Annotated in this window: 24 protein-coding genes; 10 read left to right on the top strand and 14 right to left on the bottom strand. The window is 65.8% G+C overall.

The annotated features are described in order from the left end of the window. Nucleotides 1-41: 41 nt before the first annotated feature. Nucleotides 42-1,070, bottom strand: a complete 1,029-nt coding sequence (locus tag WFH00_RS10580) for a LacI family DNA-binding transcriptional regulator (RefSeq protein WP_336660799.1) — start codon at nt 1,068-1,070, stop codon at nt 42-44. A gap of 116 nt (nt 1,071-1,186) precedes the next feature. On the opposite strand from WFH00_RS10580, the gene WFH00_RS10575 reads away from it, so the two are divergent. The 8 genes from WFH00_RS10575 to WFH00_RS10540 all read left to right on the top strand — a co-directional run bounded on the left by WFH00_RS10575 (nt 1,187) and on the right by WFH00_RS10540 (nt 8,935). After that, the gene (locus tag WFH00_RS10575; RefSeq protein WP_336660798.1) at nt 1,187-2,152 is read left to right on the top strand and encodes a substrate-binding domain-containing protein; all 966 of its coding nucleotides are present in this window, start codon (nt 1,187-1,189) and stop codon (nt 2,150-2,152) included. A gap of 71 nt (nt 2,153-2,223) precedes the next feature. Beyond that, entirely contained in the window at nt 2,224-2,958 is a 735-nt protein-coding gene (locus WFH00_RS10570) for an ATP-binding cassette domain-containing protein (protein WP_336660797.1), read from the top strand. 6 nt (nt 2,959-2,964) lie between these two features. Beyond that, the gene (locus WFH00_RS10565) at nt 2,965-3,969 is read left to right on the top strand and encodes an ABC transporter permease (RefSeq protein ID WP_336660796.1); all 1,005 of its coding nucleotides are present in this window, start codon (nt 2,965-2,967) and stop codon (nt 3,967-3,969) included. Beyond that, entirely contained in the window at nt 3,966-5,027 is a 1,062-nt protein-coding gene (locus WFH00_RS10560; protein ID WP_336660795.1) for a phosphotriesterase family protein, read from the top strand. The genes WFH00_RS10565 and WFH00_RS10560 overlap by 4 nt, the downstream gene beginning before the upstream one ends. 12 nt (nt 5,028-5,039) lie before the next feature. Next, nucleotides 5,040-5,789, top strand: coding sequence for a glutamine amidotransferase (locus tag WFH00_RS10555; RefSeq protein WP_336660794.1), 750 nt, complete (start codon nt 5,040-5,042; stop codon nt 5,787-5,789). Further along, a complete protein-coding gene (locus WFH00_RS10550) occupies nt 5,789-6,736 on the top strand; it encodes a nucleoside hydrolase (protein WP_336660793.1) in 948 nt (315 codons plus the stop codon). Before WFH00_RS10555 ends, WFH00_RS10550 begins: the two co-directional genes overlap by 1 nt. Continuing rightward, nucleotides 6,729-7,694: a PfkB family carbohydrate kinase gene (locus WFH00_RS10545; protein WP_336660792.1), complete on the top strand. Its 966-nt coding sequence runs from the start codon at nt 6,729-6,731 to the stop codon at nt 7,692-7,694. Before WFH00_RS10550 ends, WFH00_RS10545 begins: the two co-directional genes overlap by 8 nt. Continuing rightward, a complete protein-coding gene (locus WFH00_RS10540) occupies nt 7,691-8,935 on the top strand; it encodes a M20 family metallo-hydrolase (RefSeq protein ID WP_336660791.1) in 1,245 nt (414 codons plus the stop codon). Before WFH00_RS10545 ends, WFH00_RS10540 begins: the two co-directional genes overlap by 4 nt. A 28-nt stretch (nt 8,936-8,963) precedes the next feature. On the opposite strand, the gene WFH00_RS10535 is transcribed toward WFH00_RS10540, so the two are convergent. The 13 genes from WFH00_RS10535 to prmC all read right to left on the bottom strand — a co-directional run bounded on the left by WFH00_RS10535 (nt 8,964) and on the right by prmC (nt 20,109). Beyond that, complete coding sequence (locus tag WFH00_RS10535) at nt 8,964-9,740, bottom strand: YaaA family protein (RefSeq protein ID WP_336660790.1); 777 nt, start codon at nt 9,738-9,740, stop codon at nt 8,964-8,966. A gap of 79 nt (nt 9,741-9,819) precedes the next feature. Continuing rightward, nucleotides 9,820-10,077 (bottom strand): F0F1 ATP synthase subunit epsilon, encoded by a 258-nt coding sequence (locus WFH00_RS10530; protein ID WP_336660789.1) that lies wholly within the window; start codon nt 10,075-10,077, stop codon nt 9,820-9,822. 3 nt (nt 10,078-10,080) lie between these two features. Continuing rightward, complete coding sequence (atpD, locus tag WFH00_RS10525; RefSeq protein WP_336660788.1) at nt 10,081-11,541, bottom strand: F0F1 ATP synthase subunit beta; 1,461 nt, start codon at nt 11,539-11,541, stop codon at nt 10,081-10,083. A 22-nt stretch (nt 11,542-11,563) separates the two neighbouring features. Further along, nucleotides 11,564-12,454 (bottom strand): F0F1 ATP synthase subunit gamma, encoded by an 891-nt coding sequence (locus WFH00_RS10520; RefSeq protein ID WP_336660787.1) that lies wholly within the window; start codon nt 12,452-12,454, stop codon nt 11,564-11,566. Between the two features lie 81 nt (nt 12,455-12,535). Next, nucleotides 12,536-14,164, bottom strand: a complete 1,629-nt coding sequence (gene atpA / locus WFH00_RS10515) for a F0F1 ATP synthase subunit alpha (protein ID WP_336660786.1) — start codon at nt 14,162-14,164, stop codon at nt 12,536-12,538. 54 nt (nt 14,165-14,218) lie between these two features. Further along, a complete protein-coding gene (locus WFH00_RS10510) occupies nt 14,219-14,995 on the bottom strand; it encodes a F0F1 ATP synthase subunit delta (protein ID WP_336660785.1) in 777 nt (258 codons plus the stop codon). Further along, on the bottom strand, nt 14,995-15,546 hold the full coding sequence (locus tag WFH00_RS10505; protein ID WP_336660784.1) for a F0F1 ATP synthase subunit B: 552 nt from the start codon (nt 15,544-15,546) through the stop codon (nt 14,995-14,997). The genes WFH00_RS10510 and WFH00_RS10505 overlap by 1 nt, the downstream gene beginning before the upstream one ends. A 37-nt stretch (nt 15,547-15,583) precedes the next feature. Next, nucleotides 15,584-15,808, bottom strand: coding sequence for an ATP synthase F0 subunit C (atpE, locus tag WFH00_RS10500; RefSeq protein WP_336660783.1), 225 nt, complete (start codon nt 15,806-15,808; stop codon nt 15,584-15,586). A gap of 48 nt (nt 15,809-15,856) precedes the next feature. After that, entirely contained in the window at nt 15,857-16,681 is an 825-nt protein-coding gene (gene atpB / locus WFH00_RS10495; RefSeq protein ID WP_336660782.1) for a F0F1 ATP synthase subunit A, read from the bottom strand. A gap of 136 nt (nt 16,682-16,817) precedes the next feature. Further along, nucleotides 16,818-17,297 (bottom strand): 3-oxoacyl-ACP reductase, encoded by a 480-nt coding sequence (locus WFH00_RS10490; RefSeq protein WP_336660781.1) that lies wholly within the window; start codon nt 17,295-17,297, stop codon nt 16,818-16,820. After that, nucleotides 17,294-18,499 (bottom strand): MraY family glycosyltransferase, encoded by a 1,206-nt coding sequence (locus WFH00_RS10485; RefSeq protein WP_442918837.1) that lies wholly within the window; start codon nt 18,497-18,499, stop codon nt 17,294-17,296. The genes WFH00_RS10490 and WFH00_RS10485 overlap by 4 nt, the downstream gene beginning before the upstream one ends. A 1-nt stretch (nt 18,500) precedes the next feature. Next, the gene (locus WFH00_RS10480; protein WP_336660780.1) at nt 18,501-19,166 is read right to left on the bottom strand and encodes an L-threonylcarbamoyladenylate synthase; all 666 of its coding nucleotides are present in this window, start codon (nt 19,164-19,166) and stop codon (nt 18,501-18,503) included. 34 nt (nt 19,167-19,200) lie between these two features. Then, the gene (gene prmC / locus WFH00_RS10475; RefSeq protein ID WP_442918835.1) at nt 19,201-20,109 is read right to left on the bottom strand and encodes a peptide chain release factor N(5)-glutamine methyltransferase; all 909 of its coding nucleotides are present in this window, start codon (nt 20,107-20,109) and stop codon (nt 19,201-19,203) included. Nucleotides 20,110-20,309: 200 nt separating this feature from the next. Between prmC and cysK the strand changes: the two genes are divergently transcribed. Both cysK and epsC read left to right on the top strand, forming a co-directional pair. Continuing rightward, a complete protein-coding gene (gene cysK, locus WFH00_RS10470) occupies nt 20,310-21,245 on the top strand; it encodes a cysteine synthase A (protein WP_336660779.1) in 936 nt (311 codons plus the stop codon). 10 nt (nt 21,246-21,255) lie between these two features. Next, complete coding sequence (epsC, locus tag WFH00_RS10465) at nt 21,256-21,825, top strand: serine O-acetyltransferase EpsC (protein ID WP_336660778.1); 570 nt, start codon at nt 21,256-21,258, stop codon at nt 21,823-21,825. Nucleotides 21,826-21,838 lie beyond the last annotated feature (13 nt).

Genomic DNA, 21,838 nt, shown 5'->3' with positions numbered 1-21,838 from the left:
AGCTCGGGGTCGCTGGACGGCGCCCGGGCCAGGACGCGTCGTCAGCCGCCGAGCGGGGCAACCGCGCCATCTTCTTCGAGAACAGTTGACTTGCCGTGCACGAGCTCTGGCGCGAGGAGTACTTCTGTGGACTCCGGATGCAACCCGTCTCTCGAGATAAGTTCCAAGATCGCCGCGCACATCTCTTCGATCGGCTGGCGCACGGTGGTGAGTGCAGGAAGCGCGTATCCCGTTACTCCGATACCGTCGAAGCCGATCACCCGGAAGTCCTGCGGGATTCTTCGGCCACGCGCCTGCAGCTCACTCTGCAGTCCGAGAGCGATCACATCGGCAGACGCGACGATGGTACCGCCGCGTTCCGACCGCTCGAGAAGCAGTCTCGCGGCCTGGTGCCCCCATTCAACATCGAAGGTGCCGTCAAGAAAGAGCGCATCGGGCATCAAGGCCGCGAACGCTTCTCGCCGTTCTCGTGCGGACGACGAAGAGACACCTGCGCCCACAAAGACAACACGCTCGCCCTGCGGCGTGACGTCCCTCACGTGACGGGCGATCAATTCGATACCTGCGCGATTGTCGCACCCGACGTACGGAACACCCGAGGTTGCCACTCTGCGGTCGAACTGGACCGTCGGTATGCGCCGACTCGCCGCTTCGAGGGCTTCACGGCTCTCGGTCTCATCCTTCGGAATGATGACGAGCGCTTGAATCTGCTGGCCCAGGAACGACGAGACGGCGTGACGCTCAGTGCTGAGGTCGTCGCCTGCGCTGCTCACGAGAAGCTCGAAGCCAGCCGCCCGAAACACCTCACCCAGATGCTCTGCCATTGCCGCGAAGAAGGGGTTCGAAAAATCGGGAAGGATCAGCCCGACGACGTTCAGGCGCTGCTGGCGCAAAGCTCGACCCAGCAGGTTCACCTCGTACCCGAGCACTTCCGCGCTGCGCAGCACGCGCTCGCGTACGTCGGGGTTCATCGAGCGGCTGCCGCTCAGCGCTCGGGAAACCGAAGAAGAAGACACCCCCGCGTGCTCCGCCACGTCCCGCATCGTGATGCTCTGTGACCGTTCGCTCATGATCGCTTCCGTTACCAAATCGATATCGTCCCTCGCATTGCGGAGGGTTACGGCCCAGACTAGTCTCGTTTTCGACTTGGCAATCGATTTCCGAGCACATACCAATGGAGGTACTCATGCACACTCGGTTCCCGCGACGGGCGGCTGGCGCCGCAGTCGCCGTCGGTGCGACCATCGCTCTGCTCACCGGCTGCACCACCGGTAACGAATCCCCTTCGAAGGAAGCCGGCGACGCACAGGAAAGCGACTCCTGCGCCATTGGCATGACGCAGATCAACCAGACCGCGATCTTCTTCACTGAGATGAACGAGGGCGCGCAGGAAGCCGCCGACAAGCTGGGCTGCGAGCTGACGATCGCCAACGCGAACAATGACTCGGCCCGTCAAAGCTCGGATATCGAAAACTTCGTGACGCAGGGTGTTGACGCGATCATCGTGGTCGCGATTGACGTGAACGGCGTCTCCCCCGCCGTCGAAGCGGCTCAGTCGCAGGGCATCCCCGTTATTGCGATCGACGCGGAGGTCGAGGGCGTCGACACCTTCGTCGGCGTCGATAACGAGGCGGCCGGTGCCGAAGCAGCAAAGTGGGCGGTGGATGCGGACCTCATCGAAGGCCGAAGCTACGGAGTAGTCAATGCCAAGAACTCGTTTATCCAGAACCAGCGCGAAGACAGCTTCCGTGCGGTGATCGATGAAGCGGGCGCCAAGTACACCCAGAGCGTCAATGGAGATAACGTTCAGGAGAAGGCCGCGACCGCCGCGCAGGACCTGGTGACGGCACAGCCTGATCTGGACTTCATCTACACGACCGGCGAGCCCGCGACCGTCGGCGCTGTTGCTGCGCTCCCCGCAGACAGCAAGACGAAGGTTATCGGCTGGGACCTCACCGCGGAGGTCATCAAAGGGATCGACAACGGACTGGTGACTGCCGTCATTCAGCAGGATCCGCGCCAAGAGGGTGTTGAAGCCGTGAACGAGGTCGCTAGCATCCTCGACGGCGGAGAGCCCAAGGAGTTCATCGACGTTCCGATCACGATCGTGACCTCGGAAAACGTCGACGACTTCCGCAAGACCTTCGAGTAAGTCTCGGTCGTGGGCGGCTTCGGACGAGGCCGCCCACGATTCGCCGTGTTCAGAATCAGGAAAGGGAAGCGATGAACGCTCCACCGCGAGTCGAAATGGTCGACATCCGTAAGCATTTCGGCGCAGTGAAAGTACTGCGCGGAGTGAATCTCTCGGTCGGTCAGGGAGAGGTGATCGGGCTCGTCGGTGATAATGGCGCGGGCAAATCAACGCTCATGAAGATGCTGGCCGGCGCGGTCAATCCCGACTCCGGCAGCATCCTCGTCGACGGTGAGGCCCTCACGACCTCCGATCCTCGCGCCGCGCGGAAAGCGGGCATCGAGATGGTTTATCAGGACCTTGCGCTCTGCAATGACATCGATGTCGCCGGCAATCTCTTCCTGGGCCGCGAACCGTACCACCCGATCTCGCGACGACTTGACCTCGCGCGTATGCACCGTGAGGCCGCAGAGGACCTGCAGAAGCTCCATATTCGTATCAGCGACACGACTCAGGAGGTCGGAACACTCTCCGGTGGCCAACGGCAGGCGATCGCGATCGCGCGTGCAATCGCGTTCGATCCGAAGGTACTCGTGCTCGACGAGCCGACCGCTGCCCTCGCCGCTCGAGAGGTCGAGATGGTGTTGCAGCTCATCCGCGACGTCTCGGCCCGAGGGGTGAGCGTCATCCTCATCACGCACCGTCTGCAGGACCTCTTCGAGGTCTGCGATCGACTCGTCGTGCTCTACGAGGGCGTCCTGCACAAGAATCTCGACCCCGCCGAAACCTCGCTGTCTGAACTCGTGACCGCGATGATGGGAAAGTAGCTCGCCGTGACCAACGCTAACGCCAACCACACCGAAACCATCGTCTCCAAGCCCGCCCGCTCGAAGGGCTTCATCGGGCGTCACTTCGGGGTGCTCTCGATCGCACTCGTGTTCCTGATCCTCTTCGTCATCTTCTCCGTTGCCACGGACTCCTTCTTTTCCGCGGAGAACCTCGTCAACGTCGCGCGCCAGATCGCACCGACCGTCATCGTCGCCATGGCGATGACGTTCGTCATCACGACCGGCCAGATCGACCTGTCGGTGGGGTCGATCGTCGGCCTCTCCGCCGCAACCCTCGGAATCTGGGCCGTCTCCGGAAACGGGCTCGTGGCTCTGATCCTGACGCTGCTCATGGGCTTGGTCGTCGGTCTGGTCAGCGGTGGCCTCACCGCGTACGGCCGCATGCAGTCCTTCATCGTGACCCTCGCGGCGCTGACCGCGCTCCGCGGGGTGGCGCTCTTCCTCACCGAGGGCTACAGCACGCCGATCGATTCGCCGTTCCTCATCCCGATCGGCCAGGGCAAGTTCCTCGGCCTCTACACCCCGACCTGGATCGCGGTGGTCGTCGTTGCCCTGGCTTGGTACGTGTTCAACCACACGCGCTTCGGCCGTTACGTCACGGCCACCGGCTCGAACTCCGAATCGCTGCGACGCTCCGGCGTCGACATCCGCAAGATCCAGATGGCGGTGCTCGGCATGACCGGGTTCGCCGCTGCACTCGCGGGTGTCATCACCGCGTCACGCCTGTCGAGCGGCTCCCCCAACTCCGGCACGATGTTCGAGCTCGAAGTCATCACGGCGGTCGTGCTCGGAGGAACCTCGCTCATGGGAGGTCGCGGCTCCATCATGGGTTCAGCGATCGGCGCGCTGACGCTCGGCATCCTGAGCAACGGACTCGTTCTCCTCAGGGTCGACGTGTACTGGATTCCCATCGTGCAGGGTCTCATTTTGGTGGTCGCCATCCTCGTGAACACCCGACTCTTCAGTCGATTCTCGCGGAGCGGTTCATGACGACGGTGATGACGGTCACGGGTCCGCGTAACGCGGCAGACCTCGGTATCACGCTCACGCACGAGCACCTCATCAATGACGCGAGCTCCTGGGCGCAGCAGTCCACCACACCCGGCATCGATGCGGAGGAATACCTGCATCGGCCGGTGGCGCAGGATCTGCTCTGGGAACTGCGCAATGATCCTTTCGGCAATCTCGACAACTGCCGGCTCGACGACGTGGAGCTCGCACTGGAGGAAATCGGGCGTTATGCGTCGCTCGGCGGTCGCACGATCATCGACACGACGAGCATGAACAGCGGCAGGGATCTGCGCGGTCTCGCCGACCTCAGTACTCGAAGCGGTGTCACGATCATCGCGGGAACCGGCTACTACCTCGATCCCAGCCTCCCGCAAGACTTCGCCGCTCTCAGCGCGGTCGATGTCGCCGAGCAGATCCTGAACGATATCGCGCACGGCGAGCACGGTATTCGCCCCGGGATCATTGGCGAGATTGGGGTGAGTGCCGACTTCACCGAGCGCGAGCGCACGAGCCTGCACGGCGCGTTGCTTGCGCAGCGAGAAACCGGGTTGCCGGTCGAGGTGCACCTTCCCGGGTGGTTCCGCCGCGGGCATGAAGTGCTCGATCTTGCGGAGCAGGTTGGCGTCGACCCCGCCGCGATCGTTCTGTGCCACATGGGCCCATCAGGCGAGGATCGCTCGTACCAGCTCGAGCTCTTGCGCCGCGGCGCATGGGTGCAGTACGACATGATCGGCATGGAAGTCTTCTACGCGGATCAGGGCGTGCAGTGCCCTTCTGACGAGGACAATGCTCGTCACCTCGTGGGGCTTGTCGACGCCGGCTTCGAGGAGCAATTGCTCATATCGCAGGACATTTTTATCAAGTCGCTGCTTCGAGCGTACGGCGGTCCGGGATACGGGCACATCCTGCAGTACTTCGTTCCGCGCCTCCTGCGACACGGTCTCGACCAGGCCGCAATCGACCGTTTTCTCATCGACAATCCTCGTTCGCTGTTCGAGGGCGGCACCGCCCGCGCATCAGCTGCAGCACACCACTAAGGAGATACCACCATGCCTCGCGTATTGCTTGCCGGAGAGAGCTGGACTGTTCACGAGATCCACCAGAAGGGCTTCGATACCTTCACGAGCACCTCTTTCGACACCGGTGCCGACGCGTTCATCGCAGCCGCCGCTCAACAGGGCATCGAAGTCGAGCAGATGTACGGGCACGATGTGCCCGCGAAGTTCCCGCGAACCGCCGAAGCACTCGCCGACTACGACGTCGTGATCATTTCGGATATCGGCGCGAACTCATTCCTCCTGACACCCGAAACGTGGAAGCGCGGCGAGCGCAGTGAAAACTCGCTCCGCGCGCTCGTCGAATGGACGCAGCAGGGCGGCGGACTGATGATGGCCGGCGGCTACCTCAGTTTCCAGGGGATCAACGCGGCGGCGAACTTCGCCCGCACCCCGCTCACCGAGGTGCTCCCCGTCGACATGCTGATGTGCGATGATCGCGTCGAAGCGCCAGAGGGTGCGGCGGTCGCGGTCGCGGACGAGACCCACCCGCTCGCGCAGCTGGTCTCGGGCGCGCCGGATCTCCTCGGCTTCAATGAGGTGACGGCGGGCGACGAATCACGCGTCGTTGCAACGGTCGGCGCGCACCCGCTCCTCGCCACCCGCGAGGTAGGTCAGGGTCGTTCGCTCGCTTGGACGTCGGATATCGGGCCGCACTGGTGCCCCCAGCCCTTCCTTGACTGGAAGGGCTTCGCTCCGCTGGTCGGCGGCATGCTTCGCTGGCTCGCGGGCGAGGAGGCGTGATGCCGATCCCGATCATTCTCGATTGCGACCCCGGGCACGATGACGCCGTCGCGATCCTGCTCGCCGTTGCTTCACCAAAGATCGACCTCCGAGCCGTAACGACATGCTTCGGCAACTGCGCGCTCGAGGACGCAACACGGAACGCCCTTCAGATACTGGATGTTGCCGGGGCGCCCGAGGTTCCGGTCGCCGCCGGCGCGTCCGGGCCGCTTTCCGGCGACCAGGCGCTCGGCAACTACGTGCACGGAGCAAGCGGCCTCGACGGGCCTGAGCTGCCGCCGCCAAGCCGCGCCGCGGATCCGCAGGGTGCCGTCGCGCTGATGGCGAGCGTGCTCGATGCTGCCGACGAGGCAGTCACCCTCGTCGTCACCGGACCCATGACGAACGCGGCCCAGCTCTTGCGCGATCGGCCCGACCTTATCAGCAGCATCACAGAGGTGATCTTCATGGGCGGATCGACCGAACGCGGTAATCACACTCCCTCTGCGGAGTTCAACACATACGCCGACCCCGAGGCGCTCGACGAAGTACTGCAGACCGGGCTCCCGGTGCGCATGGTCGGACTGAACCTCACACACCAGGCGCTCGCCACTCAGGCGGTCGTCGACCGGATGCGGGCGATGCCGCACCAGGTCGGGCAGACGTGCGCGGCGTGGATGGGTTTCTTCGGAGATTCCTATCATCGCGTGTGGGAGTTCGATGCTCCCCCGGTCCACGATCCCTGCACGATCGCGGCGCTCATCGATCCCGAAGTGATCGAGTGGCGCGATGCCTTCCTCGCCGTCGAACTCGATGGCACCTGGACGCGCGGCGAGACGGTGGTCGATCTGCACGGGCGCTACGCGGATCGGCGGCCGAACGCTCGAGTCGCGCTCACCCTCGACGTGCAGCGTTTCTGGAGTCTCGTCTTCGACGCGCTCGATCGACTCGGAGCGCGCGGTGACTGAGCAGGGGCCCGGCAGTTCGCCTTCTGGGACCCACGGAAATGGCATTCCCTCCGTCACCGTCGTGGGGTCGGTGAACCTCGACACCACGGTGCGCGTGCCGCACATCCCGGTCGCGGGCGAAACGATACTCGCGACGGACTCGACTACGTCACCAGGCGGCAAGGGCGCGAATCAAGCCGCCGCCGCAGCTGCGGCTGGTGCCGCAGTCCGCTTCATCGGCGCGATGGGTGCAGATCCCATCGGGGACGCAGCACTCGAGGGCCTTCGCGCGTTCGGCGTCGAACTCGATGCTCTCCAACGCGTCGAGGGGGTGCCGAGCGGATCGGCAACCGTCGTCGTCGCCGACGACGCTGAGAACCTGATTCTCGTCTCGCCCGGAGCCAACGCCCACCTCGATCCTGAAACGGTCGCGCAGGCGCTCAGCAGTACACCGGGGAGGGTGCTCTTGACGCAGCTCGAGACTCCGATCACCGTGCTAGAGGCGTGCAGTGCCGCCCCGTTCACGCGGCGGATCCTCAATCCCGCGCCCATCTCGAGGGATCCGCGTCTGCCCGAGCTGCTCCAGAACTTCACTCTGCTCGTGCCGAATCGCACAGAGCTCGCGCAACTCACGAATCACGTCGTCCCTCGGACGATCGACGAGGTGCGAGAGTGCGTCGCGTCGCTCCACTTTGCAGGCGACGTCGTGGTGACGCTCGGCGCAGACGGAGCAGCAATATTCCCTGCGGGATATGCGGCAGACGGCTCGGGGGCGCAAGCTCCCAGAGTGATCGCTCCGCCTTTGGTGACGCCCATCGATACGACGGGCGCGGGCGATGTCTTCTGCGGCACACTCGCGAGGCAGCTCGCCGAGCACGATGACCTTGAGCGCGCGGTCGTCGCCGCCGTCGAAGCTTCCGCTCACAGCACCGAAATCGCACGCGCGCAGCTCGCGCCAACGCTGACGGCAGGCGAATGATGGCCGAACGCCAAGTAGAAATCGACCGCGTCGAGCGGGAGTGGCAGCATCTCAGCAGACTTGTAGATCCTGAACTGCCGGGCTGGTCCCGCACTGGGTTCAGCGATGCAGACCGCGCCGCGCGCGATTGGTTACTCCGGCAGATGCGCGAGGCCGGACTCGAGGCCGTTCAGGACGCGGCCGGAAACCTGGTTGGGTACCTTGAGGGAGACATGCCCGGAGCCCCCGATATCGTGATCGGAAGTCACTCCGATACGGTACCGGGCGGCGGTCGTTTCGACGGTATCGTCGGCGTACTCGGCGCGATCGAGGTGGCGAGGACACTGACCCGCTCCGGCGCACGGCTCCGTCGCGGACTGCGCATCGTCGACTTTGCGAACGAGGAAGGCAACCCGCAGGGCGTGAAGCTTGTCGGCTCACGGGCCGCCGCTGGAAGCCTTGATGCGCACGCGCTGGGGAGCACCGACCCCGAGGGCGTGACATTGGCAACGCTCATGGAGCGCGCGGGCCTCCGCCCCGACGAGGTGTCGCGGGCCCGCTGGAAGGCGCGAGACATTGCCGCCTACATCGAGCTCCACATCGAGCAAGGACCACACCTCGAGCAATCCTCCGCTCATATTGGCATCGTCACAAGTATCTGCGGCATCTCTACCTTTTCGCTCGACGTCCGCGGCCGCCGCGACCACGCAGGGACGATGCCGATGAACGTGCGTCAAGATGCGATGTGCTGCGCCGCTGACGCCGTGCTCGCGGTGCGGGAGGTTGCTGCCTCTGGCGCGGGTGCTGTCGGCACGGTCGGCCAAGTCACGACCTCGAGTCCGCTCACGAACACGATCTCGGAGCAGGCGACCGTCACAGGAGAGTTCCGCAGCCCCGACCTGGCAGCCCTCCAAGACATGCAAGCGCGCTTCGCGCAGAGGACGGCCCACCTCGATGAGCTCCACCGCACGCAGAGCGCGCTCACCTGGGGCCATTTCGACGCGCCCACGCCGATGGACGAGCGCCTCTCTCGACTCGCTCACGCGGCATCCACTGATCTCGGCTATGACACGCTGCAGCTGTACTCGGGTGCAACGCACGATGGTGTGGCCATTGCCGATCTGGCTCCCACGGCGATGATCTTCATCCCCTCACGCGACGGCAGAAGTCACTGCCCTGAGGAATGGAGCGACTTCGAGGACGTTGAGCGCGGAATCAACGTATTGCTTGAAACGGTGCTCCGCATCGACGCGTCTCTCTAAGGCCAGGCCGCGTGCCCGAAACCGCGGGCTACCGCCTCGCCGGTGCGCCGAGATCCGTCACCAAGGTGACCACCCGAGCTTCATCGTCGGCGCGCAGGTCGAGACCCGCGGCTTCAGCCCACTCGAGCAGGGCGCCCACATCATCGATCTCCGCGTCGGCGAGTGCCAGGCGACGCACGAGGTCGCCCTTGGCTGCCTTATTGAAGTGGTTGAGCGCGCGCACCGCCCCATCGGCACCGAGCTGAGCGACGTGCAAGAACCAGCCTCGGTCCGCCGGGAGCGGCGCAAGCGCGGCGTAGTCCTGCGAGCGCAGATCGAGCACGAACGACGCGGCGTCCGACCACGCGGCGTCGCGGTGCGCCTCCGCCCAGATCCGCTTCAGCGGCACCCCCAACTCGGGGAGGCGCGATCCCGCAGACAGCCGGTAGGCCGGGATGGGGTCAGCGGCGCCGATCAGGCCGAAGAGCGCGGACTGCACCGAGACGTGCGCCTCGATCCACCGCCGCGCCGGCGCGCTCAGACTGCTCACGTCCAACGCGTCGTAGAGCACGCCCGTGTAGCGCTCGATCGCGGGAAGCACCCCGCTCGTCTCGAGCCGCAGGTTGTGCTCCAGCTCGTCACGGTTCTTCACGCCCAGCTTGAGCGACTTCACCGCCTGCTCGGGATCCTCGCTGAGCGCGACGAGCGCCTCGCGCACACGGGCGCGTGACTCCTGCAGCGCCTCCGCGTGGGTCAGTCGCTCCGGAGCGAACGTCCCCGAGCCGCCGGCACGCTTTGTTTCAGAGGGCGGAAGCAGAACGAGCATGAGTTCCTTTCGGAGAAATGCCAGAGGCCGACCGCAGCTCCGTGAGGAGTGCGATCGGCCTCGAAGCCGAAACAGGTGATTACGCGACGCTGGCGCGGCCCGCCACGATGGTGATCGTGTCGTGGTCGATCGAGAGGAAGCCCCCCTCAGCCTCGACCGCGACCTTCTCGCCACTGGCGGTGGTCACGCGAACCTCGCCCTGCGCGAGCAGGGCGAGCAGCGGCTCGTGGCCACTGAGGATACCGATCTCGCCCTCGACCGTCTTCGCGCTGACCTGGGAGGCTTCGCCCGTCCAGACTTCGCGCTCGGCCGAGACGACGCTGACGCTGAGTGCCATGGCTTACGCCAGGTCCTTCTGCATCTTCGCCCAGTTCTCCTCGACGTCGGAGATGCCACCGACGTTGAAGAAGGCCTGCTCGGCGACGTGGTCGAACTCGCCCTTGGCGATCGCGTCGAACGACTCGATGGTCTCCTTGAGCGGAACCGTCGAACCTTCGACACCGGTGAACTTCTTCGCCATGTAGGTGTTCTGCGAGAGGAACTGCTGGATCCGACGTGCGCGGGCCACGGTGATCTTGTCCTCTTCGGAAAGCTCGTCGACACCGAGGATCGCGATGATCTCCTGGAGCTCCTTGTTCTTCTGCAGGATCGCCTTGACGGTGGTCGCCACGCGGTAGTGGTCCTCGCCCAAGTAGCGAGGATCGAGGATACGCGACGTCGAGGTCAGCGGATCGATCGCGGGGTACAGACCCTTCGAAGCGATCTCACGCGAGAGCTCAGTGGTCGCATCGAGGTGCGCGAAGGTCGTCGCGGGGGCCGGATCGGTGTAGTCGTCCGCGGGGACGTAGATCGCCTGCAGCGAGGTGATCGAGTGACCGCGGGTCGAGGTGATGCGCTCCTGGAGCACACCCATCTCGTCGGCAAGGTTCGGCTGGTAGCCCACAGCAGAGGGCATACGGCCGAGCAGCGTCGAGACCTCGGAACCGGCCTGCGTGAAGCGGAAGATGTTGTCGATGAAGAGCAGCACGTCCTGCTTCTGCACGTCACGGAAGTACTCCGCCATCGTCAGGGCCGACAGCGCGACGCGCAGACGCGTCCCCGGCGGCTCATCCATCTGGCCGAACACGAGCGCGGTCTTGTCGAAGACGCCCGCCTCTTCCATCTCGTGGATCAGGTCGTTGCCCTCACGGGTACGCTCGCCGACGCCGGCGAACACGGACACGCCGCCGTGATCCTGCGCAACACGCTGGATCATCTCCTGGATGAGGACGGTCTTACCGACGCCCGCACCACCGAACAGACCGATCTTGCCGCCCTGCACGTACGGCGTCAGGAGGTCGATCGACTTGATGCCGGTCTCGAAGAGCTCCGTCTTCGACTCGAGCTGGTCGAAGGCCGGCGGGGTGCGGTGGATGCCCCAGCGCTCGGTGATCTCGATGCTCTCGCCCTCGGGCAGGTTGAGCACGTTACCGGCGACGTCGAAGACCTTGCCCTTGGTAACGTCGCCGACCGGCACGCTGATGGGGCCAGCGGTGTCGATGACCTCCTGGCCGCGGACCAGGCCGTCGGTCGGCTTCAGCGCGATGGCGCGAACGAGGTTGTCACCGAGGTGCTGCGCGACCTCGAGCACGAGCTTCGACGATTCGGTGCCGTCACCGAAGTCGACGGTGGTCTCGAGCGCGTTATACACGGCGGGAATCGCATCGTGGGGGAATTCAATGTCGACGACGGGCCCGGTAACTCGAGCGATCCGCCCGACAACCTTGGTGGCCTCAGTCGCCACTGCGGCGGTTTCGGTCATGATTCTCTCTCTTCGTGCTGTATTAACCGGACAGCGCGTCAGCGCCGCCCACGATCTCGGAAATCTGCTGGGTGATCTCCGCCTGACGCGCGTTGTTCGCGAGGCGGGTGTAGTCCCGGATCAGCGAATCAGCGTTGTCGCTCGCGGACTTCATCGCCTTCTGCGTCGCCGCGTGCTTGGCAGCGGCCGACTCGAGCAGGGCGTTGTAGACGCGTGACTCGATATACGCCGGGAGCAGGCGGTCGAGCACCGTGTCCGCGTCCGGCTCGAACTCGTACAGCGGCTCCGGCGCGTCCGTCGCTGCGGCCACACCCTCGACGATCTGCAGCGGGAGCAGACGGTGCACCTGCGGCACCTGGCTGACCATGCTCACGAGTCGGTTGTAAACAAGGTGGATCTCCTGCGCGCCGCCCTCGTCCGCGGAGCGGCCGAAGATGTCGAGAAGCGCCTCCGCGACCTCGGCGCCCGTCTCGAACGTCGGGTTCTCGGTGTCGCCCGTCCAGATGCGCTCGGAAGCGCGACGACGGAAGGAGAAGTACCCCTGCGCCTTACGGCCGATAAGGAAGTACACGACTTCCTTGCCCTCGGACCGCAGCAGCTCGCTGAGCTCCTCGGCCTCCCGCAGCACCTGCGAGTTGAACGCGCCCGCAAGGCCGCGATCGGAAGTGAAGATCACGACTGCTGCACGCGTGACCGTTTCGGCCTCCTGCAGCAGCGGGTGATCAGTGTTCGAGTGCGTGGCAACTGCCGACACAGCGCGAGTAATCGCCGTGGCGTAGGGCGTCGAAGCCTCGACGCGCGCCTTTGCCTTCTGGATGCGAGATGCCGCGATCAGCTCCATCGCACGGGTGATCTTCTTGGTCGTCTGGGCAGAACGAATTTTCTGCCGGTAGACCCGAAGTTGCGCTCCCATGTCTCTCCTGTAGTAGTTGGGGCTGGCTGGTGATCAAGGTTCGGGCCGGGGTGCGAGCTGGGCTCGCACCCCCGGAGGGCCCTACTTCTTGGAAACGACCAGCTGCTCCTGCTGGATCTCGGCCTCGTCGATCGCGTCGAACTGCTCCGCGAGCGTCTTGCCGCTCGAGGTGCGGAACTCGCCGCTGAACTTCGCGATCTGCGCCTCGAGCTCGGCGACGATGTCGTCATCGAGCACGTTGGTCGCGCGAAGCTTCGCCAGGGCCTCCGAGTTGCGTCCGAGGTAGTCGAGGAACTCGCGCTCGAAGCGGAGGATGTCCTCGACCGGAACCTCGTCGAGGAAGCCCTTGGTGCCCGCCCAGATCGAAACGGTCTGCTCTTCAACCGGGTACGGCGTGTACTGCGGCTGCTTCAGCAGCTCGGTGAGGCGTGCGCCGCGCTCCAGCTGCTTGCGGCTCGTGGCGTCGAGGTCCGAAGCGAACATCGCGAAGGCCTCGAGCGCGCGGTACTGCGCGAGCTCGAGCTTCAAGGTGCCCGAAACCTTCTTAATCGACTTCACCTGAGCGTCGCCACCCACGCGCGACACCGAGATGCCCACGTCGACCGCGGGGCGCTGGTTCGCGTTGAAGAGATCCGACTGGAGGAAGATCTGGCCGTCGGTGATCGAGATCACGTTGGTCGGAATGTACGCCGAGACGTCGTTCGCCTTCGTCTCGATGATCGGGAGACCCGTCATCGAACCGGCACCGAGCTCGTCCGAGAGCTTCGCACAACGCTCCAGCAGACGGGAGTGCAGGTAGAACACGTCGCCGGGGTACGCCTCGCGTCCCGGCGGACGGCGGAGGAGCAGCGACACGGCGCGGTATGCCTCGGCCTGCTTCGACAGATCGTCGAAGATCACCAGGACGTGCTTGCCTGCGTACATCCAGTGCTGACCGATGGCCGAACCGGTGTACGGCGCGAGGTACTTGAAGCCCGCGGGGTCGGATGCCGGCGAAGCCACGATGGTCGTGTACTCCATGGCGCCGGCGTCCTCGAGCGCGCCCTTCACCGAAGCGATGGTCGAGCCCTTCTGGCCGATGGCGACGTAGATGCAGCGCACCTGCTTCGTCACATCGCCCGACTCCCAGTTGGCCTTCTGGTTGATGATCGTGTCGATCGCGATAGCGGTCTTGCCGGTCTGGCGGTCGCCGATGATGAGCTGACGCTGGCCGCGGCCGACGGGGATCATCGCGTCGATTGCCTTGATGCCGGTCTGCAGCGGCTCGTGCACCGACTTGCGCTGCATGACGCCGGGAGCCTGGAGCTCGAGCGCACGACGACCCTCGATGCCGGCGATCTCGCCGAGGCCGTCGATCGGCTTGCCGAGCGGGTCGACCACGCGGCCGAGGTAGCCCTCGCCCACGGGAACCGAGAGCACCTCGCCGGTGCGGGTGACCTGCTGGCCCTCCTCGATGCCGGTGAACTCACCGAGCACGACGACGCCGATCTCGTTCTCTTCGAGGTTCTGCGCGAGGCCGAGCGTGCCATCCGCGAAGCGGACAAGCTCGTTCGCCATCACACCGGGGAGGCCCTCGACGTGCGCGATGCCGTCAGACGCATCGACCACGGTTCCGACCTCGGTCTTGCCAGCGTCGGTCGGCTCGTAGTCGGCTGCGAATTGCTGCAGCGCGCTCCGAATCTCGTCCGGGCTGATTGAGAGTTCTGCCATTTCGTTTCCTCTGTCTGTTCCGGAAGCGCCGCCCCCGGGGGTGAAAAGTTGTCGCTATGCAGCGAGCTGCTGGCGCAGATCGTCGAGTCGGGCGCGGACGCTGCCGTCGATCACGTCATCCGCGATCTGCACGCGAATGCCGCCGACGAGCTCGGGATCGACCACGGTCGTGATGCGAACCGGTCGCCCCGCGGAAGCGGAGAGTGCGCGGCCCAGGCGAGCGTGCTGTTCCGCGGTCAGCGGAGTCGCAACGGTGACGGTCGCGAGCTCGCTCCCCGACTCATCCGCGGCGATGCGCGCGGCGCGGCGGAGTGACGCATCGAGCCGACGCCCACGAGGGCTCGCCACGAGGTGCGCAAGCACCGAGAGCGACGCCTCGGACGTCTTTCCGCTGAACAGGCTGCGGACCAGCGCGACCTTGCCCGCGGGATCGGCGAGCTTGCTGCCGAGGCTGAGCTGCAGCTCGTGGTGACGATCGATCACGTCGACCACGGCGAGCAGCTCGTCCGAGAGCGTCGCGTCGGCAGCGCCGACGGCGCGGATGCCGAGCTCCTCGACACCCGAGACGAACTCGTCGACATTCGACCACCGGCCCTGAACGGCAGCGGCGAGAACAGAGCGCGCGCCAGCGGAGAGACCGCTGAACAGTCGCTCGACCACCTGCGTCTTGGCCTGAGCTGAGGCCGAGGCGTCGCCGAGCGCCGCCGCGAGCGCGGGGCTCTCAGCGATCTGACGTGCAGCCTGCAGCAGCTCGCCCCCGGCGTTCGTGTCGAGTCCGGCGTTCAGCGCGGAGCGCGCCTGAGCCAGTGCTTCGCGTGACGCGCTGCCCATTACTGTGCCGCCTTCTCTGATGCTTCGAGTTCAGCGAGGAAGCGATCAACGAGCGCGGAGGCCTTCTGATCGTCAGTGAGCGACTCTCCGACAACGCTCGAAGCGAGGTCGATGGCGAGCGAGCCCACGTCCTTGCGAAGCGAGACGACCGCGCTCTGGCGTTCTGCCTCGATCTGAGCCTGAGCGGCCTGCGCAATGCGAGCCTGCTCGGTCGTCGCGTCGTCCTTAGCCTTGGCGACGATCTTGTTGGCGTCCAGGCGAGCCGCCTCGCGAATCTCGCCGGCCTCCTGACGAGCGCTGGCGAGCTGAGCGGTGTACTCCTGGAGCGCGGCTTCGGCCTTGGCCTGGGCCTCATCCGCCTTGGCGATGTTGCCCTCGATCGCCTCAGCGCGCGCATCAAGCATGGCCTGCAGCTTGGGCAGGAACACCTTCCAGAACGCGATGAGGATGATGACGAAGACGACCGCAGACCAGACGATGTCGTACGTCGCGGGGATGAGCGGATTGTGGGCCGCGCCCTCCTCCGCAGCGACGAAGACTGCGTGATTCATCGAGCCTCCCTTTCGAGACTAGGGAAAGGTTGACTGCTTAGGCGAAGATGAAGTGCGTCGCGATACCGATGAGCGCGAGCGCCTCGGTGAACGCGATACCGATCCACATGAGGACCTGCAGACGACCTGCGAGCTCGGGCTGACGAGCAACGCCCTCGATGGTCTTGCCGACCACGATGCCGAGGCCGATAGCCGGGCCGATGGCCGCGAGGCCGTAGCCGACGGTCGAGATGCTGCCCGAGACTTCTGCGAGAACAGACACGTTATGTGTTTCCTTCCGGTTGTGAGTGCGGCGGTGGCCGAACCCTATTTAGTGCTCTTCAGCCAGCGCGAGCTGGATGTAGACGCCAGTGAGAATCGTGAAGATGTAGGCCTGGAGGAATGCCACCAGGATCTCGAAGAGGGTGAACGCGAAGCCCACCACGAACGTGCCGACGCCGAACGCCTTCATGATGCCGTCCGCTTCGAAGAGGAAGAACCACGTCGCCGAGAAGAACAGCACCAGGAGCAGGTGGCCGACGATCATGTTCATCAGGAGTCGCAGCGTCAGCGTGACCGGACGCAGGACGAAGGTCGAGAAGAACTCGATCGGCGTCACGATGATGTAGAGCGGCCAGGGCACGCCCGCCGGGAACAGCGAGTTCTTGAAGAAGTTCCCGGGGCTCTTCTTGATGCCGGAGTAGATGAACGTGACGTACGCCACGATTGCGAGCACGAGCGGCAGACCGATCGTCGCGGAGACACCGATGTTGAAGAACGGGATGATACCGGTGATGTTGAAGGCGAGGATCGTGAAGAAGATCGACATCAGGATCGGCAGGAAGCGACGCCCGTCAACCTTTCCGAGCAGGTCCTCCGCGATGTTGACGCGCACGAAGTCGAGCGCCATCTCGGTCAGCGACTGACCGCGGGTCGGCACGACCCGCATCTTGCGGGTGCCGAGCCAGAAGAGGACGAGCAGCACGACCATCATGATCACGCGAATGATCATGATGCGGTTCATCTCGAAGGGCGTGCCCTCGAAGAGCAGCGCATCAGGGAAGAACTCGTCGATCGACGGCGGGTGGAACCCGCCCTCTTCGGCCGTGTTAAGTACAGGGGTCACGAGGTGCGTAGCGAAAGCGAACAGCGCCATTCTCCTGATTCAGGTGCAGCATGCTGCACGATGACGAACGGTGGTCGTGCCCCCGGCTGAATTTGAGCACACGTCAAGCGTGGCCCCGAAGGGAACTGAGACCAGTCTAGCAAGGATTACGCGGGTAACGAAACCGCTACTGCGGGTCCGAAACGACGGGCAAGCGGGACTTCACCACGACGAGGACATCGATGACGAGCGACACGATCACGCCCGACACGACACCGAGAAACAGGATCGTCGGGTTGAGCCAGGGCTGATCGCGGAGCAGCAGCGCAGCGACGATGAACGCGATGAACTTCACGAGCCAGCTCCCCATCACCAGCCCGAAGAAGATCGCGACGTACGAGGGGCTCTCGATGAAGCGGTTCGCGAAGGTGATGCTCCCGATCGTCATCGCGAGGAAGACACCCGCGAACGCGGAGCCGAGCACCCCGCCGATGAGCCCGGACGACCCCGAGACGAGCCAGCCGATCACACCGAACACGACGATCAGCGCAACCGTGGCAACGACCCCCCACTTGAGCGCACGCAGCAGAATCGGCTGCGAGCTCGGCAGCCGGCGTTCCTCGGACGGTGCATCGCCGCTCGGTTCGGGCAGCGCAGGAGTGCTCACTCGGGGGTCCTTTCGGTCGAGCTGACCGCAGAAACGGATCCAGCCGGGAGGGTTCGGGCGGCGCGGTGCCGCCGCTTCAACGGTACCAAGCTCCGCTGCTCGATAGCTGCGCGGAGGCGCCGCCCGGGAAGGAGGAGCAGAGCGAGCGTCGCGGCTCCCCCGGCGACGAGCACGATGACCGGGAACACGAAGCTCTGCGTCGTGAAGACGAGCAGCACCGCGACTGAGAGCACGGCGGTTCCCGCGTAGAAGATGCAGACGGCTTGCAGCGGCGAATGCCCCATGTCGAGGAGCCGATGGTGGAGGTGCAGGCGATCCGCCGTAAACGGGCTCTTGCCCGCGCGCAGGCGCCGCAGCACCGCGAGAGTGAAGTCCGCGAGGGGCAGTGCCAGCACCGCGAACGGCAGGATGATCGGAATGTAGCTCGCGAGCACGAGCTTCTGGTCGAGCGCGGCCGGATTGAGCTGACCCGTCACCAGCACGGTCGACGTCGCCATGAGCAGGCCGACGAGGAGCGCGCCCGTGTCTCCCATGAACATGCGCGCCCGGTGCCAGTTGAACGGCAGGAAGCCCGCGCTGACTCCGACGATCACGATGGCGATGACACTCGCGAGGATGACGGAGTCGACTCGGCCGATCTGCTCATTGAGCAGCAGGGTGTAGATGAAGAAGAGAGAGTTCGCGATGATCGCGACGCCGGCGACCAGGCCATCGAGACCGTCGACGAAGTTCACCGCGTTCATCACGAGCGTCATCAGGAGCACGGTGAGCACGAAGTTCACAACGGGCGAGCCGATGATCAGGGTGTTGCCGAACGGCAGCGAGACGATCTGCACGCCGCTCCAAGCGAGGAGGCCCGACGCGCCGAGCTGGGCGGCGAGCTTGATCATCCAGTCGAGGTCGAGCAGGTCATCCATCACGCCGACGACCGCGATGAGCGCGCAGGCCCCGAGTAGCGCCCACACCTGATTGCTGCCGCTGAAGAGCGATGCGAACTCGCGCTGCGTGCTCGCCGTGATGAACGCAGCGATGATCCCGAGGAACATCGCGACACCGCCGAGCCGGGGCGTGGGAGCGTCGTGCACGTCGCGTGCCCGCACTTCGGGAGCGAGCCGGAAACGTCGGCTCAGCCGCAGCACCCCCCAGGAGGCGACCGCAGTGACGATTGCCGCGACCGCGACCACCGTCACGTAGGCGAGCATGTCACTCCTCGATTGCCACCTGCGGCAGCAACTGCACGATCGCGTCGCGCGGCACGCCACCCTGGCGCAGCACGCGGATCGTGCCGCCGGCCTCGGTGAGCCCCGTCGCATCGATGATCGTCGAGGCAACCCCCTCCGACTCCGACTCCCCCGCCTCGAGGTACACGGAAATCGAGTCGCCGAGCATCTCCTGCGCCGCAGCGGCCGTGCGCGCGGCCGGCTGACCGGTGAGATTCGCGGAGGAGACGGCGAGCGGGCCCGTTTCACGGAGCAGCTCGAGTGCGAGCGGCTGATCCGGAATGCGCAGCGCCACCGTGCCGCCCGTCTCACCGAGATCCCAACTCAGCAACGGATTCGCCTGCACGATGATCGTCAGCGCACCCGGCCAGAAGGTCTCGGCGAGCGAGAGCACCGGCGACGGCACCTCCGCCGCGAGCGCGGCGAGCGTGTCGGTGTTCGGGATCAGCACGGGGGGCGGCGACTGACGACCGCGCCCCTTGGCGTCGAGCAGTCGCTGCACGGCTTCGGGGCTGAAAGCGTCGGCCGCGACGCCGTAGACGGTGTCGGTCGGGATCACGACGAGCTTTCCCCGCCCGATCGCCTGGCGCGCGGTGCGTGTGCCGGCAAGGAGCTGGGAGCTGTCGCTGCAATCGAAGACTTCGGCCATAGCTCGCCAGTCTACCCTTCAGATCCGCTGAGTTTCAGAGCACGGCGGTCGTCGCCCGATCCCGCCCGGTCAGGTCCTGGTGGGTCGCGGCTGCACGCCAGCCATCGGCGGTGAGCAGCTGGCGGATCGCGCGCCCCTGCGATTCCGCATGCTCGAGCACGAGGAACCCGCCGGGCACCACCCACTCCCGCGCCGAACGACTGATCACGCGGATGAGGTCAAGGCCGTCGGCGCCGCTGTAGAGCGCGAGCGCAGGGTCGTGATCGCGCACCTCCGGATCGCGCGGCACCATGCCACTCGGCACATACGGCGGGTTCGAGACGAGCACGTGCACGCGGCCGGCGAGCGCACTGAGCTCCGGGATCGCGTGGAGCTCGGCAACGTCGCCGAGGAGCAACCGCACGCGGCTATCGCCCCACTCGGCCACGTTTCGCTCGGCCCAGGCGTGCGCCTCTCGGCTCTTCTCGACCGCCCACACGCGCGCGGCCGGCACTTCCGCCGCAATCGCGAGGGCGAGGGCGCCGCTCCCCGTGCAGAGGTCGACGGCGATGAGCTCGGGATCCGGCACCTTCTGCAGTGCGTCGATCGCGAGCTGCGCCACCATCTCCGTCTCGGGACGCGGCACGAAGACCCCGGGGCCGACCGACAGCTCGATCCCGCGGAACGGCGCCCGACCCGTGAGGTGCTGCAGCGGCACCCGACGTGCGCGCTCCTCCGCGAGGTCGCGAGCGCGGGTGGCGGCATCGCTCGAGATCGGCTCGTCGAGAATCGCGAGCACTCCGACACGGCCGCGCGAGACGCCGATCACGTGCGCGACGATGAGCTCCGCGTCGACTTCGGGCTGCTCGATGCCTGCCGTTTCGAGCTCCGCCCGGATCTCGCTCAGTAAGGCGGAAGCTCCAATACTGCACGCCTGATCTTCGGCCCCATCCTCACCATGCACCCCAGTAGCCTGACACACGACGGTCGTACCCCGAACCACCCGGCAGGCCGCGAACGCCGCCCGAGCGCGCACCGGGCCGGGGAACGTTCGCTCGCCGCATAACGCAACTGAACAACTTCGATAAGGAATGGCTATAGTTTGGAGAGTGCCGGCCGCCCGCGCGATCGGCAACCCACACGACTTCAGGAGGATGCAGTACCATGGCACGGACCTACGACAACATCACTCAGGCGTTCGGCAACACCCCGCTGGTGCGGTTGAACAGAGTCGTCGACAGCAGTGATGCCGAGGTGCTCGCCAAGCTCGAGTTCTACAACCCCGCGGGTTCGGTGAAGGATCGCATCGGCATCGCCATCATCGACGCCGCTGAGCAGTCGGGCGAGCTGCAGCCGGGCGGAACGATCGTGGAGGGCACGAGCGGGAACACGGGCATCGCACTCGCCTTCGTGGGCGCAGCGCGCGGCTACCGCGTGATCCTGACCATGCCCGAGACCATGAGCATCGAGCGCCGCAAGATGCTCCTCGCCTACGGAGCCGAAATCGTGCTCACCGAGGGGCCGCTCGGCATGAAGGGCGCCGTCGCGAAGGCGGAGGAGATCGCTGCGAACACTCCGGGCGCCGTGCTCGCGAAGCAGTTCTCGAACCCCGCGAACCCCGAGATCCACCGTAAGACCACCGGCCCGGAGGTGTGGAACGACACCGACGGCGAGGTCGACATCTTCGTCGCGGGCATCGGCACCGGCGGCACCATCTCGGGCGGGGGTGGGTACCTCAAGGAGCAGAACCCGAACGTCCAGGTGATCGCGGTCGAGCCGGTCGATTCGCCGCTCCTCACCGAGGGCAAGGCCGGCCCGCACAAGATCCAGGGACTCGGCGCGAACTTCGTCCCCGACATCCTGGACCGCGAGGTCTACGACGAGGTCATCGACGTGACGCTCCCCGACTCGATGTCTACCGCACGCGCGCTCGCCACCGACGAGGGCATCCTCGCCGGCATCTCGGGCGGCGCCGCGGTGTGGGCCGCGGCACAGGTCGCCAAGCGCCCCGAGAACGCCGGCAAGAAGATCGTCGTCGTCGTTCCCGACTTCGGCGAGCGCTACTTCTCGACCGTGCTGTTCGAGGACCTGAACTCCTGAGTTCCGAGCAGTGAAGGTCCTCTCCCGCATTCGCGAGGACATCTCTGCCGCCCGCGCCCACGACCCCGCGGCGCGCGGTGCGGCAGAGGTGTTCTTCGTGTATTCCGGCCTGCACGCGGTGTGGTGGCACCGGCTCGCGCACGGCCTGTGGCGCCGCGGGCTCCGATTCGTGCCTCGTGCGATTTCGCAGGCGGCGCGCTTCTGCACGGGCATCGAGATTCACCCGGGCGCGACGATCGGTCGGCGACTCTTCATCGACCACGGAATGGGCGTCGTGATCGGGGAGACCGCGGTCGTCGGCGACGACGTGCTGATCTACCACGGCGTGACGCTGGGCGGCACCGGGCACGATCGCGGCCGGCGCCACCCCACGGTCGGCGACCGCGTGGTGATCGGCGCGGGTGCGCAACTGCTCGGCAACATCGAGATCGGTCACGACAGCGCGATCGGCTCGAACGCCGTCGTCGTCCACTCCGCTCCCCCGTGGACGACGCTCACCGGCATTCCCGCGAAGGGGCGGCCGCGCCGCGGCGCGCCGGTCGCCGAGCAGCCGGACATGGCCGACTTCTACGTGATCTGAGCACTCGAGCTGC

Origin of the sequence: Leucobacter sp. USHLN153 (assembly GCF_037145615.1) — a bacterium.
Classification (GTDB): Bacteria; Actinomycetota; Actinomycetes; order Actinomycetales; family Microbacteriaceae; genus Leucobacter.
Note: the sequence above shows the minus strand (reverse complement) of the source record. Positions and strands in the feature narration are given on the sequence as shown.

Coding starts and splice junctions, on each gene's coding strand:
- WFH00_RS10570 (WP_336660797.1), top strand. CDS start 2,224: ATGAACGCTCCACCGCGAGTCGAAATGGTCGACATCCGTAAGCATTTC.
- atpB (WP_336660782.1), bottom strand. CDS start 16,681: ATGGCGCTGTTCGCTTTCGCTACGCACCTCGTGACCCCTGTACTTAAC.
- WFH00_RS10555 (WP_336660794.1), top strand. CDS start 5,040: ATGCCTCGCGTATTGCTTGCCGGAGAGAGCTGGACTGTTCACGAGATC.
- WFH00_RS10540 (WP_336660791.1), top strand. CDS start 7,691: ATGATGGCCGAACGCCAAGTAGAAATCGACCGCGTCGAGCGGGAGTGG.
- WFH00_RS10510 (WP_336660785.1), bottom strand. CDS start 14,995: ATGGGCAGCGCGTCACGCGAAGCACTGGCTCAGGCGCGCTCCGCGCTG.
- atpA (WP_336660786.1), bottom strand. CDS start 14,164: ATGGCAGAACTCTCAATCAGCCCGGACGAGATTCGGAGCGCGCTGCAG.
- WFH00_RS10530 (WP_336660789.1), bottom strand. CDS start 10,077: ATGGCACTCAGCGTCAGCGTCGTCTCGGCCGAGCGCGAAGTCTGGACG.
- WFH00_RS10520 (WP_336660787.1), bottom strand. CDS start 12,454: ATGGGAGCGCAACTTCGGGTCTACCGGCAGAAAATTCGTTCTGCCCAG.
- WFH00_RS10535 (WP_336660790.1), bottom strand. CDS start 9,740: ATGCTCGTTCTGCTTCCGCCCTCTGAAACAAAGCGTGCCGGCGGCTCG.
- WFH00_RS10480 (WP_336660780.1), bottom strand. CDS start 19,166: ATGGCCGAAGTCTTCGATTGCAGCGACAGCTCCCAGCTCCTTGCCGGC.
- WFH00_RS10575 (WP_336660798.1), top strand. CDS start 1,187: ATGCACACTCGGTTCCCGCGACGGGCGGCTGGCGCCGCAGTCGCCGTC.
- WFH00_RS10550 (WP_336660793.1), top strand. CDS start 5,789: ATGCCGATCCCGATCATTCTCGATTGCGACCCCGGGCACGATGACGCC.
- WFH00_RS10485 (WP_442918837.1), bottom strand. CDS start 18,499: ATGCTCGCCTACGTGACGGTGGTCGCGGTCGCGGCAATCGTCACTGCG.
- WFH00_RS10505 (WP_336660784.1), bottom strand. CDS start 15,546: ATGAATCACGCAGTCTTCGTCGCTGCGGAGGAGGGCGCGGCCCACAAT.
- atpD (WP_336660788.1), bottom strand. CDS start 11,541: ATGACCGAAACCGCCGCAGTGGCGACTGAGGCCACCAAGGTTGTCGGG.
- WFH00_RS10580 (WP_336660799.1), bottom strand. CDS start 1,070: ATGAGCGAACGGTCACAGAGCATCACGATGCGGGACGTGGCGGAGCAC.
- WFH00_RS10560 (WP_336660795.1), top strand. CDS start 3,966: ATGACGACGGTGATGACGGTCACGGGTCCGCGTAACGCGGCAGACCTC.
- cysK (WP_336660779.1), top strand. CDS start 20,310: ATGGCACGGACCTACGACAACATCACTCAGGCGTTCGGCAACACCCCG.